The organism is Achromobacter spanius (genome assembly GCF_002812705.1).
GTDB lineage: Bacteria > Pseudomonadota > Gammaproteobacteria > Burkholderiales > Burkholderiaceae_B > Achromobacter > Achromobacter spanius.
On the sequence record NZ_CP025030.1, the window covers coordinates 972,110 to 987,030 of the forward strand.

General features: G+C 63.8%; 13 protein-coding genes. 8 read left to right on the forward strand and 5 right to left on the reverse strand.

The genetic code is table 11. From position 1 onward, the window contains the following. Positions 1–35 precede the first annotated feature (35 nt). From CVS48_RS04485 to CVS48_RS04495, 3 genes are all read left to right on the forward strand, one after another. Entirely contained in the window at positions 36–326 is a 291-nt protein-coding gene (locus CVS48_RS04485; protein ID WP_046805570.1) for a metal/formaldehyde-sensitive transcriptional repressor, read from the forward strand. A 26-nt stretch (positions 327–352) separates the two neighbouring features. After that, positions 353–1,462, forward strand: a complete 1,110-nt coding sequence (locus CVS48_RS04490; protein ID WP_100853426.1) for an S-(hydroxymethyl)glutathione dehydrogenase/class III alcohol dehydrogenase — start codon at positions 353–355, stop codon at positions 1,460–1,462. Between the two features lie 99 nt (positions 1,463–1,561). Beyond that, positions 1,562–2,925, forward strand: a protein-coding gene (locus CVS48_RS04495; RefSeq protein WP_100853427.1) for an IS3 family transposase whose coding sequence is annotated in 2 segments (ribosomal slippage) — positions 1,562–2,036 and positions 2,036–2,925 — 1,365 coding nt in all. Because the reading frame shifts where the segments join, the coding sequence is not laid out codon by codon here. Between the two features lie 70 nt (positions 2,926–2,995). Here CVS48_RS04495 and CVS48_RS04500 read toward each other — a convergent pair. The 4 genes from CVS48_RS04500 to CVS48_RS04515 form a co-directional block, all read right to left on the reverse strand. After that, the gene (locus CVS48_RS04500; protein ID WP_100853428.1) at positions 2,996–4,138 is read right to left on the reverse strand and encodes a glycosyltransferase; all 1,143 of its coding nucleotides are present in this window, start codon (positions 4,136–4,138) and stop codon (positions 2,996–2,998) included. After that, the gene (locus CVS48_RS04505; RefSeq protein WP_100853429.1) at positions 4,138–5,148 is read right to left on the reverse strand and encodes a hypothetical protein; all 1,011 of its coding nucleotides are present in this window, start codon (positions 5,146–5,148) and stop codon (positions 4,138–4,140) included. The genes CVS48_RS04500 and CVS48_RS04505 overlap by 1 nt, the downstream gene beginning before the upstream one ends. A 340-nt stretch (positions 5,149–5,488) precedes the next feature. Beyond that, on the reverse strand, positions 5,489–6,535 hold the full coding sequence (gene speB / locus CVS48_RS04510; RefSeq protein ID WP_100853430.1) for an agmatinase: 1,047 nt from the start codon (positions 6,533–6,535) through the stop codon (positions 5,489–5,491). Between the two features lie 80 nt (positions 6,536–6,615). Continuing rightward, the gene (locus CVS48_RS04515) at positions 6,616–8,019 is read right to left on the reverse strand and encodes a sodium:solute symporter family protein (RefSeq protein WP_100853431.1); all 1,404 of its coding nucleotides are present in this window, start codon (positions 8,017–8,019) and stop codon (positions 6,616–6,618) included. A gap of 226 nt (positions 8,020–8,245) precedes the next feature. Here CVS48_RS04515 and CVS48_RS04520 point away from each other — a divergent pair, with 226 nt between their 5' ends. The 4 genes from CVS48_RS04520 (at position 8,246) to CVS48_RS04535 (ending at position 13,114) form a co-directional block, all read left to right on the forward strand. Beyond that, positions 8,246–9,202: a LysR family transcriptional regulator gene (locus CVS48_RS04520; protein ID WP_100853432.1), complete on the forward strand. Its 957-nt coding sequence runs from the start codon at positions 8,246–8,248 to the stop codon at positions 9,200–9,202. A 39-nt stretch (positions 9,203–9,241) separates the two neighbouring features. Beyond that, the gene (locus CVS48_RS04525) at positions 9,242–10,348 is read left to right on the forward strand and encodes a YcjF family protein (protein WP_100853433.1); all 1,107 of its coding nucleotides are present in this window, start codon (positions 9,242–9,244) and stop codon (positions 10,346–10,348) included. A 256-nt stretch (positions 10,349–10,604) separates the two neighbouring features. After that, entirely contained in the window at positions 10,605–12,689 is a 2,085-nt protein-coding gene (locus tag CVS48_RS04530) for a putative bifunctional diguanylate cyclase/phosphodiesterase (RefSeq protein WP_100853434.1), read from the forward strand. A gap of 212 nt (positions 12,690–12,901) precedes the next feature. Next, positions 12,902–13,114 (forward strand): DUF1059 domain-containing protein, encoded by a 213-nt coding sequence (locus CVS48_RS04535; RefSeq protein ID WP_100853435.1) that lies wholly within the window; start codon positions 12,902–12,904, stop codon positions 13,112–13,114. Positions 13,115–13,215: 101 nt separating this feature from the next. Here CVS48_RS04535 and CVS48_RS04540 read toward each other — a convergent pair whose 3' ends face one another. Then, entirely contained in the window at positions 13,216–14,265 is a 1,050-nt protein-coding gene (locus CVS48_RS04540; RefSeq protein ID WP_100853436.1) for an ornithine cyclodeaminase, read from the reverse strand. A gap of 124 nt (positions 14,266–14,389) precedes the next feature. Here CVS48_RS04540 and CVS48_RS04545 point away from each other — a divergent pair, with 124 nt between their 5' ends. Then, entirely contained in the window at positions 14,390–14,815 is a 426-nt protein-coding gene (locus CVS48_RS04545) for an Lrp/AsnC family transcriptional regulator (protein WP_100853437.1), read from the forward strand. Positions 14,816–14,921: the final 106 nt, after the last annotated feature.

A 14,921-nucleotide genomic window follows, 5' to 3' on the forward strand; every position in this document is an offset into this window, starting at 1 on the left:
TATACTCCCCCCCTGTATCGTTTTCGGAGCCTGCCGTGCCGCATTCGCCGGAAGAAAAAAAACGTGTCGTCACCCGCTTGCGCCGTATCCAGGGGCAGGCGTTAGCATTGGAACGCGCGGTCAACGAGGGCACGGAATGCGGGGCGCTGCTACAGCAACTGGCCGCCTTGCGCGGCGCCGCCACCGGCCTGATGGCCGAGGTGCTGGAAAGCCATCTCCGGGAAACCTTCCTGCAATCCGCCCAGGGCGGGCCGCAACACGCCGGGATCGACGCCGAAGCCGAAGTCGATCAGCTGATGCGCATCGTCCGTTCCTATTTGAAGTAATTCCCCCGACATTCGTGGAGCACAATATGAAATCACGCGCAGCAGTCGCATTCGGACCCGGCAAGCCGCTGGAAATAGTTGAAATCGACGTCGCGCCCCCGCAGCGCGGCGAAGTGCTGGTGCAGATCACCCACACCGGTGTCTGCCATACCGACGCCTTCACGCTCAGCGGCGACGACCCCGAAGGCCTGTTCCCCGCCGTGCTGGGCCACGAGGGCGCGGGCATCGTCGTGGAAGTGGGCGAAGGCGTCACGTCCCTGAAACCCGGCGACCACGTCATTCCGCTCTACACGGCCGAATGCCGCGAGTGCAAGTTCTGCCTGTCCGGCAAGACCAACCTGTGCCAGAAGGTGCGCGCCACCCAAGGCAAGGGCGTGATGCCCGACGGCACCTCGCGCTTCAGCTACGAAGGCAAGCCGCTCTACCACTACATGGGCTGCTCGACCTTCAGCGAATACTCGGTCGTCAACGAGATCTCGCTGGCCAAGATCAACCCCGCCGCCCCCCATGAAAAAGTCTGCCTGCTGGGTTGTGGCGTCACCACCGGCCTGGGCGCCGTGCACAACACCGCCAAGGTCAAGGAAGGCGACACCGTCGCCGTGTTCGGCCTGGGCGGCATCGGCCTGGCCGTGATCCAGGGCGCAGTGCAGGCCAAGGCCGGCCGCATCATCGCCGTGGACACCAACCCGAACAAGTTCGTGCTGGCCAGCGCCATGGGCGCCACCGACTGCATCAACCCCAAGGACTACGACAAGCCCATCCAGGACGTCATCGTCGAACTGACCGATGGCGGCGTGGACTTCTCGTTCGAGTGCATCGGCAACGTGCACGTGATGCGCGCGGCGCTGGAATGCTGCCACAAGGGTTGGGGCGAGAGCATCATCATCGGCGTGGCCGGCGCGGGCCAGGAAATCAGCACGCGCCCGTTCCAACTGGTCACCGGCCGGGTGTGGCGCGGCTCGGCGTTCGGCGGCGTGAAGGGCCGCACGCAACTGCCCGGCATGGTTGAAGACGCCATGAGCGGCAAGATCGACCTGGACCCGTTCGTGACGCACACGCTGCCCCTGGAACGCATCAACGAAGCCTTCGACCTGATGCATGAAGGCAAGTCGATCCGCACCGTGATTCACTTCTGAACGCCGCGTCCGTCGCGGCATAAAAAAAGGTCCGACGCATTCCGTGCGTGAACTGACCCCCGAAAGTTGGAGATATATCCAACCTTCGGGGGTTTTTACATGGCGAAGTACGACGAGCGTTTTAAGGTCAAGGTGGTCAAGGACTACCTGTCAGGCTCACTGGGTTTCAAAGCTGTGGCAGCGGTTCACGGCCTTAGGCACGCAACCGTTGAGCGGTGGGTGAACGGCTATCGCGAGCACGGTGTCTCGGGCTTGCGCCGCAAGGGCGCAAGCTATGACCAGGCCTTCAAGCTGAAGGTGCTCAAGCGGATGTGGCAGAAGCACTGGTCACAGGCCAAGACAGCGGTGGTGTTCGACATTCGCAGCGCGGCGCACATCGGTAAGTGGGCACGCCAGTATGATGCAGGGGGTATCGACGCACTGCGTTCCCGTCGAAAGGGGCCCCGCATGACCATGAGCAACAAGCCACCCAAGCCTACCTCCTCGGTCGCTGAACTGGACGACAAGCAGATCATTGCTCGGCAGAACAAGGAGTTGATCCTGCTGCGCGCCGAGGTCGCGTACTTAAAAAAACTCGATGCCTTGATCCAGGAAAAGCGTGCGGCTGCGCAGAAAAAGCGCAAGTCGTGACTGGATTAAGGCAACAACATCCGCTGTCAGCCTTGCTCCAAGTGGCAGGTCTGGCATCGAGCACTTACTACTACCAAGTGAAGATGGCCCAGGTCGCTGATCGGCATGCCACCCTCAAGGCCAGCATCGGCAAGACCTACGTGTACCACCAGGGACGCTATGGCTACCGGCGCATCACGGCCGCGCTGTGCCAAGCCGGGCAGCATGTGAACCACAAGACGGTACAAAAACTGATGCAAGTGCTAGGACTGAGGTCCGTGGTACGACCGAAGAAATATCGCTCCTATCGGGGCCAGGAGGGCCGTGTGGCGCCTAATCTGTTAGCGCGCCAGTTCGATGCCGACAGGCCGAACCAGAAATGGGTCACCGATGTGACGGAATTCAATGTGCGTGGCCAGAAGCTGTACCTGTCGCCCGTCATGGACCTCTACAACGGCGAAATCGTGGCTTACCAGACCAGTCTGCGGCCCATGTTCCAGCTAGTTGGCGCTATGCTGAAAAAGGCGCTCATGCGGCTCAAACCCGCCGACCACCCGATGCTGCACTCTGACCAGGGGTGGCACTACCAGCAGCCTCAATACCGGCACATGCTGGCCACTCGATCAATAACACAGAGCATGTCACGCAAGGGAAACTGCCTGGACAATGCCGCCATGGAAAGCTTCTTCGGCACATTAAAGGCCGAGTTCTTCTACCCGAACCGCTTCGAGACCATCGAACAGTTGCAGGCCGGCATACGTCTGTACATCCGTTACTACAATTACGAACGCATCAAGCTCAAGCTAAAAGGCCTGAGTCCGGTTCAGTACCGAACTCAGGCCTTCGGCCCTTAGCTTCTGACTCTCCAACTTCTGGGGGTCAGTTCAGCGCCGGACCTTTTTCATGACACCCGCAAGACCGCGATCAGGACGTCAGGCCGAATCGCCGGACCGGCGTCCTGCCCTCCAGATACACCTGCTCGGTCTCACCCACAAACTGGGCCAGCGAAAACTCCCGCAGCGCGGTGTTGCGGGCGTCTTCGCCCATCCGCGCGAGGATGCCGCGGTCGTTCAGGATGGCGGACACGGTCGTCATGACGTTGCTTACCGCTCCGGGGGCCACCACCCAGCCGTTGCGGCCGTCGGTGACGTTCTCGGTCAGCCCGCCCACCTTGCTGACGATGACCGGCTTGCCGGCCGCCATCATTTCGCGGCAGGCGAATGAAATCGTCTCCAGCCGGGACGACAAGACAAAACCCACATCCATCGCGGCCAGGACGGGGCGGACGTCGTCGAGCAGCCCCGTGAACACCACTTGATGCGTCATGGCCAGATCGGCCACGCGCTGGCGCTGTTCCGCATCGGGTTCCTTGCCGGCAATCAGAATCACGACCTGGTCGCGCTGATGCTCGGGCAGGAGCGACACAGCCGTCACCATGTCCAGCCAATTCTTGTAGGACGCGGTGCCCGCATTGCTGCCGATCACGAAGCGGCGCCGCAAGCCCTCGGGCAACAGCGCGGCGCGTGCCTGCGCGGCTTGTTCGGGGGTCGCCGGCTGGTACTTCTGCGTATCCACGCCGTTGAGCACCACCCGCAGGTCTTCGTCGCGGTACACCGATTCCTTCATGCGCCGGAACGTGTGGCCGCAGACGCAGATGACGCGGTTGGTGCCCCACTTGGCCCGCACGCGCACGCCCAGGCTCTTGGCGCTGCGGTCGTTATGCTGCGTGTAAACGATGAACGGGCGCTTGGCGCCCATGCCCACGGCGGCCAGCATGCAAAGACGGTGATCGGCCGAGCCGTTCACGTGAATGACGTCGAACCGTTCCTTGCGCAACAACGTGCGCAGGCGGTGCAAGGCGCCCAATTGCTGGAAGGGCCGGCCCTTGAATTCCAGGTCGATCGAATGCACGCCGGGCAAGGCGTCCGCTTCGGCCAGCAGACGGCTGCCGCGCGGCGCGGCAACCGTGATCTGGGCACGCTGGCGCAGCATGCGCGCCAAGGACATGACGTAGGTGGTATGACCGCCCCCATCGCCCTGGTGGAAGTTGGTGTAGAGAATTTTCATCATGAAAGGCCTGAAAGCCGTTGCGGGGATGGCGGAGATTCCCCTTGATTGAGCAAACAGCTCCAATGACGCTTTTCGAATACGTCGTCGCCCAGGCGGCTGTCGACCGACAGGTTGTAGACCTTGACGCCACGCTCGGCCAACAGGCGGCTGGCCTGCCGGAACGCGGGTTCGATGTGTCCGGCAAACTGCCGGTCCAGCGCGGTGGCCAACTGCGCGCCGGGTTGTTCATAAAAACGCGGACCCGCCGAGGCGGTCAGGTCCAGGCCATGCAGGTACAGCGTGCGAGCGCCCATCCAGGCCAACAGTTGCAGGGCCGTGTAGGCGACGGTACCGCCACCGAAAAGCCCGCGCGCCGGGTTCAAGCTGAAGCCGTGCGCGTGCTGGGGGTTGTGGGCGTCGAACAGCACCAGCTCGGGGTCTGTGGCCAACTGCGCCTCCAGCTCGTCCGGCTGCGCGCGCGGTTGCAGCGCACGTTGATGCACTTCCTCGAACAGCGCGATGCGGCAGCGGACTGCCTTCGCATCGAACAGGAACGAGATCCAGCGATACACCTCGGGCGTCACGAACAGCAGCAGGTCCTGCGACAGCACATCGGCCACCAGATCGCGCCGACGCTTGACGAAGCCCGCATCCAGCATCGCGTAGTAATGAAAGCGCAACGTCGGATGCGCGCGTTGCAGCGCGATGGATCCGTTCACCCCCATGACGGTGCCCAGACGGCACCGCGCGTAGTCGATCTGGGCAACCGAGGGGCCGCTAAGAATCAGGTGTGCGTCGCCGCGTATGTCTTGCGGCACCTGCGCCATCGGCAGCGTCGCCGGGCCACGCACACCAACCAGGTCGCACGCCACCAGTCGTTCGCGGCCGTCGCGGCGCACCTTCACTAGCGGCCACAGCGTCTCGTTGTGCCGATAGGCCCCGTCTCGGGTATAGCGGTATAGATAGCGAAAGCCCTTGGTCAAAGGACGCGAGCGAAGCAGACGAGGAACGAGGGCAAAACGGGTCATGAATGGTGCCGCTGAAAGCGCGGCGAAACCTTACGAGGCGCTGATTCTACGCAGCCGCTTCCCGTCCCAGGCGCTTAGAAACATTTGAGATGTAACAACGTGGAATGGGTGCATTCGCCCCCTATTTTTGGGCGTGCACCGCGCGGAAAGCCTCCTTCCCACATAGCGGAACGGAGGTGGCCGAATGCGCCGAATCGGCACCATTTCCGTGCATCGGCACCATGCATGTCGTACTAAACCCGTTGCGCGCAGTGCCCACCGCGCTGGTACCTTCCATTACCATTTGCGCCAAAGCGATAGGCAATTGCAAGCGACTTTCCTGCAAGGCGATCCGGCCCCGTCAGCCCGCGTGCCGAATGCTGATCAGGCTGAGAATTTCGAACAGAATTTGCGCCCCCGCGTGCGCCGTGTTCGCCGTGGCGTCATAGGCGGGCGCCACTTCGACCACGTCGCCACCAATGATGTTGATGCCGGCCAGCCCGCGCAATATCGCCTGCGCTTCGCGCACCGTCACGCCCCCGACCTCTGGCGTGCCCGTGCCCGGCGCGAAGGCGGGGTCCAGGCAATCGATATCGAAGGAGACATACACGGGCGTGTCGCCAACGACGTCGCGGGCGCGCGCGATGATGCCGGGCAAACCCACGCGCGCGATGTCTTCCGCATGCACCACCGTCATGCCGGATTCATACGAGAATTCCCACAGGTATTCCGCCGACCCTCGAATACCGATCTGGATGGTGCGGGTGGGGTCCAGCACGCCGTCCAGCACTGCCTGGCGGAACGGGCCACCATGATGGAAGCGGCTGCCGTCGAACGGCCCGCCCGTGTCGCAATGCGCGTCAAAGTGGATCAGCGACACCGGCTCGCGCTGGCCAAGCGCGCGCAGGATCGGCAGCGTGACGGAGTGGTCGCCGCCCACCGACACGGGAATGACGCCCGCCGCCTGGATCTGGGCATAGGCGCTTTCGATATCTTCGTGCGATTGCTCCAGGCTGAAGCGGCTGCGCATGGGCACGTCGCCAATGTCGGCCACGCGCAGGTCGCGCGTGGGGGTACAGCGCAGCACGTGGTTGTATGGGCCGACTCGTTCAATGGCGCGCAAGGCGCGCGGCCCGAAGCGGCAACCGCTGCGGTTGCTGGCGCCCAGGTCCATCGGTACGCCGGCCAGCGCCACCTGCAGGTCGCCGAAGTCGGGCGACTGCCAGTCGATGTATCGCGCGGGCGCGTCCAGCAAGGTGGGCATGCCGGCATAGGGCGCGCTGCGCGTGCCGCTGTTGTCGATGATGTTCGCGGCCACCGCCCGAAAGTGGGCGTCATGGATGGAGGCTTCGTTGTCGCCGCCAAAGCGGGCGCGCAGCGCCGCGAGGCGTTCCGGGGTAAAGCTCATGTTGTATTCCTGAACAGGGGTAGATAAGGTGGGGTCGATAAAGCGGCGCCGATGGGTTGGCGCCACGAGATGCGCCGGGATCAGTCGGCATCCGCCGGCGCCGCCGCGGGCTGGCCATAAGGCGCGCCGGCGCGTCCCATCAGGCTGATCAGCACGAAGCTGGCCGCGCTGGCCGCCAGCGCCGCGTAGATCGGCGAGTTCGCCGCCAGGCCGTCCTTGACCATGAAGATGATCGCGGCCACGCAGCCCAGCAACATGCTGGCAACGGCCCCGGCCGTGGTCGCGCGGCGCCAGTAGATGGCGCCCAACAAGGGCACGAGCATGCCGCCCACCAACAGGTTGTAGGCGCAGGTCAGCGCGCTGAGCACGTCGTCGACCACCAGCGCAATGCCCACCGCCGACAGCGCCGCCAGCAGCGTGATCACGCGGTGCACGCGCAGGTCCTTGAAAGACCGCCCGCCACGCAGGGCCGGCAGCAGGTCTTCGGCCAGTACCGTGGCCGTGGCCAGCATCGTGGCGCTGGCGGTCGACATCATGGCCGCCAGCGCCGCGGCGATGACCAGCCCGCGTATGCCGTCCGGCAACTGCGATTGCACGATGGCCGCGAAGGCGTTGTTGGCGTTTTCCAAACCGGGAAGCAGCACCTGTGCCGTCATGCCTATCAAGGCGCCGACCAGGCCGTAGACAATGCAATACAAGCCGGCGGCGGTGCCCGCCACGCGCGCCACGCGCTCATCGCGGGCGGTGAACACGCGCTGCCATATCTCCTGGCCGATCAGGATGCCCAGGAAGTAAATGACGAAGTACGTGATGATCGTGCTCCAACCAATCGAGGTCAGGTCGAAGCTGGCGGCGGGCAGGCGGGCGACAAGTTCGTCCCAGCCCCCGACCCGCATCAGACAGATGGGCAGCAACACGAACATCAGCCCCACCGTCTTGATCACGAACTGGACAATGTCGGTCAGCGTCAGCGACCACATGCCGCCCAGCGCCGAATACACCGCGACAATGCCGCCGCCCACCACCACCGCTACCCAGAACGGCAGGTCGAACAGCACTTCCATCACCGTGCCGATGGCGATGACGGACGTGGCCGCCAGCATCAGCGCATAGGCCATCATCACCAAGGCGCTGACGTGCTTGGCGCCGGTGCTGAACCGCCGTTCCAGGATCTGCGTCACGGTAAAGATGCGCAGTTTCAGCAAGGGCTTGGCCAGCACCCGGTTCAGCACGATGATGCCCAGGCCCAGCGCCCCGCATAGCCAGAACCCCGACAGGCCGTAGGTATACCCCAGCCGCACCGTGCCCACCGTGCTGGCGCCGCCCAGCACGGTGGCGGCCATGGTGCCCATGTACAGGCCCGGCCCCAGGTTGCGGCCCGCCACCAGATAGTCTTCATGCGTCTTCGCGCGCCGCATGCCAAACCAGCCCAGCAGCAGCATCGCCGCCAGGTAAATCGCGATCACGGCGATATCCAGGATCATGTCCGTAGCCTCCTCACTTCCTACGCTAAAAAAACAACGACTCACATAGAAGTGATTCACTGCCGTTGCTTGCTATCGCCGCGACCGGCCGCCTTGTTTTGTGCAGGACATCTCGTTCAACCTGCCCGACGTTCCTGTGGATAATAGAAATGACGCCATCGCCGTTCCATATTTACTTCGAACTGCAAACATCGATGGATATCAACGTTTGATAGGTACTAACCCTATGCTTTCTCAAGTTTCTGATCTTGATATCCGCTTGATCCGCGTCTTCCTCGCCATCGTCGACGCGGGCGGCTTGTCGGCCGCACAAGAAATACTGGGCGTCGGCCAGTCCACCATCAGCAGCCAGTTGGCCACCCTGGAAACCCGGCTTGACTTCAGGCTGTGCGAACGCGGACGCGGGGGCTTTCGGCTCACGGCGAAAGGGCAGCGCTTTGAAAGACTGGCGCGTGGCGCGGTCGCCTCGCTGAACGACTTCAGCGCACAGGCACGCAACATGCATCGGCAGTTGGTGGGCGACCTGACGCTGGGCTTGATAGGAGACGCCACGATGGCGCACAACGTGCGTGTCGGACACGCCATTGCCAGCTTTCGTCAACGGGACGAAGCCGTTCGCTTATCAGTACTGATCCGGGGACCGCGCGAGCTGGAGGAATTGCTGTTGAAGGACGACATACAGATCGCCGTGGGCTACTTCCTGCATCGTGTCCCCATGCTGGAGTACACCCCGCTGTTCCAGGAGCGCCAGGTGGCGTACTGTGGCGCGACGCATCCGCTGGCTGCGCGCGCGGGCCGCGTCACGGTCGATGACGTGGCCGATGCCGACTGGACCTGGCGCACCTATCCCCTGCCGGAAGCCTCGTTCACCGGCCGCCCCCGGCGCATCACCTCGCAAGCCGACAACATGGAAGCCGCCGCGATGTTGATCCTGTCCGGCGCGCATCTGGGGTATTTGCCCGAGCACTTCGCCGCGCCCTATGTCACAGCCGGCTTGCTGCATGCGCTGGACGCAAACACCTTTCACTACGAGGTGGACATCAGCATGGTTGCCAAGAAGCGCCGCTACCTGAACGACATCACGGTCGCGTTCATGGAAGACATCAGCAAAGCGATGGGGGTACAGGGCCAGGCAGGCGACGCCATGGCGGCCCCCGCACAGCACGAGCGCACCGCCTTCTGATATTGTTCCCACGAGCCCTTCTTTTTTCACCAACGCCCCATGCCTCTACGCCCCGACTCCCCCGCCTTGCAGGACGCCATCGCCGACGCCATCAGCACGGCCACGCGCGGCGCGGGCCGCGTGAACATCCTGATCGCGGGCAAGACGGGGGTAGGCAAAAGCACGCTGATCAACGCGGTGTTCCGGGGCGAACTGGCCAAGACCGGGGCGGGCAAACCCGTCACCCAGACCACCCAGGAATACACCAAGGCCGGTCACCCGCTGACCATCATCGACACGCGCGGCCTGGAAGTCAGCGACTACGCGCGCTCGCGCCAGCAGTTGACGGACCTGATCCAGGAACGCTCCGCGTCCGACGACCAGGACAAGCACCTGCACGTGGCCTGGCTTTGCATCCAGGACAGCAGCCATCGCGTGGAAGACGCCGAGATCGAGCTTGCCGACATGCTGGCCAACGCCGGCATCCCGGTGGTGGTGGTGCTGACCAAGGCCCGCAAGAACAGCGCGTTCGTCGAGCAGGCGCGCGCCCTGCTGCCGCGCGCCAAGCAAGTGGTGGCGGTGCGGGCGCTGCCGGAATGGATCGAGGAACTGGACGCGGAACTGCCGCCGATGGGCCTGGACAAGCTGATCGAGGTCACGGCCGAGTACATCCCGGAGTCACAGCAGCGGGCCTACGCCAACGCACTGTCCACCCGCAACAAGAAGGCCCTGGAAGTAAAAAAAAAGCGGGCTGAGATAGAGGTCAACGTGGCCGCCGGCCTGGCCGCGTCGGCCGCCGCCGCGCCCATTCCGTTTTCCGATGCCTTCGCGCTGGTGCCGATCCAGGTGGGCATGATCGCCAAGATCGGCATCACCTTCGGCATGGAACTGGACACCGCCGCCATCACCACGCTGGTGACATCCACACTGGGCGCCTCGGCCGCCACGCTGATCGGCCGGTCAGTCGTGTCGGGCATGCTGAAGTTCATACCCGGCGCGGGCAGCGCCGTGGGCGGCACCATCGCCGCCACCACCGCCGGCGCCATCACCAAGCTGCTGGGCAATGCCTACGTGGCGGTGCTGTACGACTTTTGCCAGAAGAACCCGGGCAAGGACATCGACATCGGCATGATCGCGCAGGCACTCAAGCAGCGGGTAAAGCTCTAAGCCTCGGCGCGTTCGCATCCCTACGCGCAGGCATGCCCGCAACGCGCGCGCAACGTGCCCGCATGCAATGAATTGCTTTTTCACGACATCATTCGTTAGATTTGCGCCTTTTCGGGCGCTCGGCTTAACTATCGTCCGTCATACGACGTAAAGCCGTATATCCCTCAGTCTTTTTGCGGGACGACCCACGCAGGCAAACGCAAGCGCAATCGCAAGCACCAACGCCCCGCGGCGGGGTCGGCTCCCGTCACATCCAATGATCATCGACAACTCCGACGTCATGTACCGGCATCTTGTGCAGGGTGTCGTCGACTACGCCATCTACATGCTGCATCCGGACGGCACCGTCGCCAACTGGAACGCCGGGGCGCAACGCGCCAAGGGCTACACACAGGAAGAAATCGTCGGCAAGAACTTCGCTTGCTTCTACAGCGAAGCAGACCAGGCGTCGGGCCTGCCGCAACGCGGACTGGCCACCGCCCGCGAACAAGGCCGCTTTGAAGCTGAAGGGTGGCGGGTCCGCAAGGACGGCACGCTGTTCTGGGCCAACGTGGTGATCGATGCCATCCACGACGACCAGGGCGCGCTGCTGGGCTTTGCCAAAGTCACGCGGGACATCACCGAACGGCGTGAACGCGAACAGCAGCTTGTCCGCGCCAAAGAGCTGGCCGAGCACTACAACACCGAGCTGGCCTCGCTGTCGAGCTTCCTGGACGCCGTGGTGTCGCACATCCCGTCGTGCGTGCTGGTGCTGGATGCCGTGTCGCGCAACATCCTGCTGGCCAACCGCCAGGCCGAAACCACGTTCGGCGCCACCCGCGCCGACATGTTGGGCAAGACTGCCCAGCAATGCCTGCCCGCGCCGGTCTGCGAATTTTTCGACCGCCTGACCAACGATGCCCTGCGCACGGACGGCGCGCTGCGCGAAGCCGAAGAAGAACTGGTCACCGCGCGCGGCCTGCGCACCTTGCGCACGCGCACGCTGGTGTTCCACAGCAGCGACCCGCGCTCGCGCTACGCGCTCTTGATCTCCGACGACGTCACCGACGAAAACGCGGCCCACGCGCAGGTGCGCTACATGGCGCACCACGACACGCTGACCGGCATGCCCAACCGCCGGCTGTTTCGCGAACAACTGCTCAAGGCGCTGCAAAACCGCGCCGCCGACCGCCGCACCGCCGTGCTGTGCCTGGACCTGGACAACTTCAAGAGCGTGAACGATACGCTGGGCCACCCCTGCGGCGACGAGCTGCTGCGCCTGTTCGCCAAGCGCCTGCCCAAGGTGCTGCGCGAGCAGGACACGCTTGCCCGGCTGGGTGGCGACGAATTCGCCGTGGTGCTGCCCAACATCGGCCAGCAAGAAGATGTGCGCAAGCTGGTCGACCGCTTGATCGAGGCGGTGCGCCAGCCTTTCGAGGTGGACGGCCATACCGTGCCCGTTACCGTCAGCATCGGCATCGCGCTGGCCGAAACGCCGGACTACACGGCTGACCACCTGCTGCGCTACGCCGACATGGCGCTGTATGAAGCCAAGCGCAACGGGCGCAACCGCCTGGCGTTCTTCGAACCGGAAATGGAAGCCGCCGCGCTCAAGCGCCATGAAATCGAGATGGACCTGCGCCAGGCCATCATGGGGCAGCAGTTTCAATTGCATTACCAGCCCATCCTGGATGCCAGCCATGTCCGCATCGTGGGCCGCGAGGCGCTGATGCGTTGGCAGCATCCGGTGAAGGGCCTGATCATGCCCGACGACTTCATCCCCATCGCCGAAGAGACCGGGCTGATCCACGAGCTGGGCGCCTTCACCCTGCACGAGGCGTGCGCCGAAGCCATGCGCTGGGACGACCACGAAACCGTGGCGGTCAACCTGTCGGCCACCCAGTTCACCAACAGCGCGCTGGTGTCGCTGGTGGAGTCGGCCCTGTCCAATTCCGGCCTGCCCGCGTGGCGCCTGGAACTGGAGATTACCGAGTCGGTGCTGCTGGCGAACTCCGCCACCAACCTGAGCACCCTGAACCGCCTGAAGGCGCTGGGCGTGAAGGTGGCGCTGGACGACTTCGGCACCGGCTATTCATCGCTGGGCTATCTGCGGTCGTTCGACTTCGACAAGATCAAAATCGACAAGTCGTTCACGCAAGATGTGGAATCCAGCAAGGAAGCGCTGGCCATCATCCGCGCCATCAACGGCATCGGGCGCAGCCTGGACATTCCCACCACCGCCGAAGGCGTGGAAACCGCCGCGCAACTGGAGCGGCTGACCCAAGAGGGCTGCTCGCACTTCCAGGGCTATCTGCTGGGCCGTCCGGTGTCGCACGAAACGCCGCCGGACGACGCGACGTAGGGCGTTACGAGGCTTTCAGGGTTAGCGGGGGTCGGATCAAAACAGGGGCCGACCCCTCATTTGCGCCCCCCGCCTGACTACCCGCGGACCTATACTTTTCAAATCATCGGGTGCGCTGTGACGCGCCATCCTGCCCGGTGCCTGCTACTACGCCGCGCGTCGGATATTCCATCGCGCAAGCCGCCCCCGGGCCGCTGCGCAGGGAGCCCATCATGAGCCGCAAATACATCGATTGCCGCGAATACCCAAGCGAGCTGAACTGCTCGGTGGCCTTGGTCGCGGATACCGACGACGAACTGCTGGAAGCCGCCGTGCAGCACGCCACGACCGTACACAAACATGCCAACACGCCGGAGCTACGGACTCTGCTGAAAGGCATGTTCCACGACGGCACACCCTCGGTCGAGACGCCCCCGCCCGCGTGATCGCCGAGAGCTACGCGCCATCGACTACGCGCGTCAACTAAGGCTCTTCAACTACTGGCCGTCAACAACGGGGCCGTCAACCAAGCGCCGTAGCCACGCCTTCAACCCGCGCCACCCGTCGTGACGCGGGTTGCCGCGCGCACCACGTCGAACAGGTTCTTGGGGTCTTGCAATTGCGGCGCCACTTCAATGCGGGTGCCCACGCCCAGCCGGGCAGCGCTGTCGCGCAGCCAGCGCAGCGCCGAAAAGTCCTCCAGCGCGAATCCCACCGAATCAAAGATGGTCACGTCGGACGCGCTCTGGCGGCCGTCCGCCTGGCCCGTCAGCACACGCCACAATTCCGTCACCGGGAAATCCGCGGGCATCTGCTGCAAGTCACCTTCAATGCGGGTCTGCGGTTCGTATTCAACGAACACCGGGCCCATCTTCAACACATCGGCATGCAGCTCGGTCTTGCCGGGGCAATCGCCGCCCAAGGCATTGATGTGCATGCCCGGCTCGACCATGTCGGCGCAAAGAATCGTGGCGTAGGCCTTGTCGGCCGTCACGGTAGTGACGATGTCCACGCCCTTGACGGCCTGGGCGGTGCCATCAAAGCGGACGACGCGCAAGGACGGCGCGACGGCGGCCAGGTTGGCTTGCAGCTTGCGGGTGGCGTCTTCGTCCACGTCGTACACGTGCAGCGTGTCGATGCCCAGCACGGTGTGGAAAGCCAGCGCCTGGAATTCGGCTTGCGCGCCGTTGCCGATCAGGGCCATCGACCGCGAATCCGGCCGCGCCAATGCCCGCGCGGCCAAGGCAGAGGTGACAGCGGTGCGCAGGGCGGTGGTCAGCGTCAGTTCGCTGATCAGCAGCGGCTCACCCGTGTTGACTTGCGCCAGCGCGCCGAAGGCCATCACGGTGGATAGGCCGGCATGCGGATTATTGGGGTGGCCATTCACGAACTTGAAGCTGTAGAGCTCGTGGTCGGCGGTGGGCATCAATTCGATGACGCCGTTGGGGGAATGGCTGGCGACGCGCGCGCACTTGTCGAATTCCTGCCATCGCAAAAAGTCCGCCAGCACGTAGTCGAGCAGTTCGGTGTAGACCTTTTGCGAGCCTTGCAAGGCCATGATGTTGGCCACATCCGACGTCGTGAGCAGTGTCGTCATTTTTTTCTCCCCAAGTTATGGAAAGGAAATTCTGGCTGATGCCCAAATCAATTCATAGTGACAACATTCCACACGAAACGCTAAGATTCTGGCATTCCGACAGCCATGATTAGCACTTTTTGCAATGGACACGCTAGACCAAAGCCTGCTTGGGCTGCTGCGCGCGAACGCCCGCCTGTCGATCGCCACCCTGGCCAAGAAACTGGACGTGTCGCGCGGCACCATCGATAACCGCATCCGCAAGCTGGAAGAGCGGGGCATCATCGTTGGTCATACCGTGCGGCTGCGCCCCGAAGCTGAAACCGACGACATCGTGGCGTGGATGAGCATCGCCGTAGAAGGCCACGAAACCCGCAAGATCGTGAACTTGCTGATGGGTGAGCCCGCCGTGGCGGGCCTGCATGACACGAACGGGCGTTGGGACTTGCTGGCGGAACTGCGCGTGCCCACCATCGACCAGTTGTCCGAAGTGCTGGACCGGCTGCGCACCCTCAAAGGCATCTCGGCCACCGAGACCAGCATTCACTTGAAGACCTTCAAGGCCATCTGAGCGCGCTATCCGGGCTTCGGGCTGCGCGTGCGGGAGTCGGACCCCAAAAGCGCAACCGGGCGGGCAGGGTTGCCCCGCCCGCCCGGTTCTCCCTGTCACCAGGGCC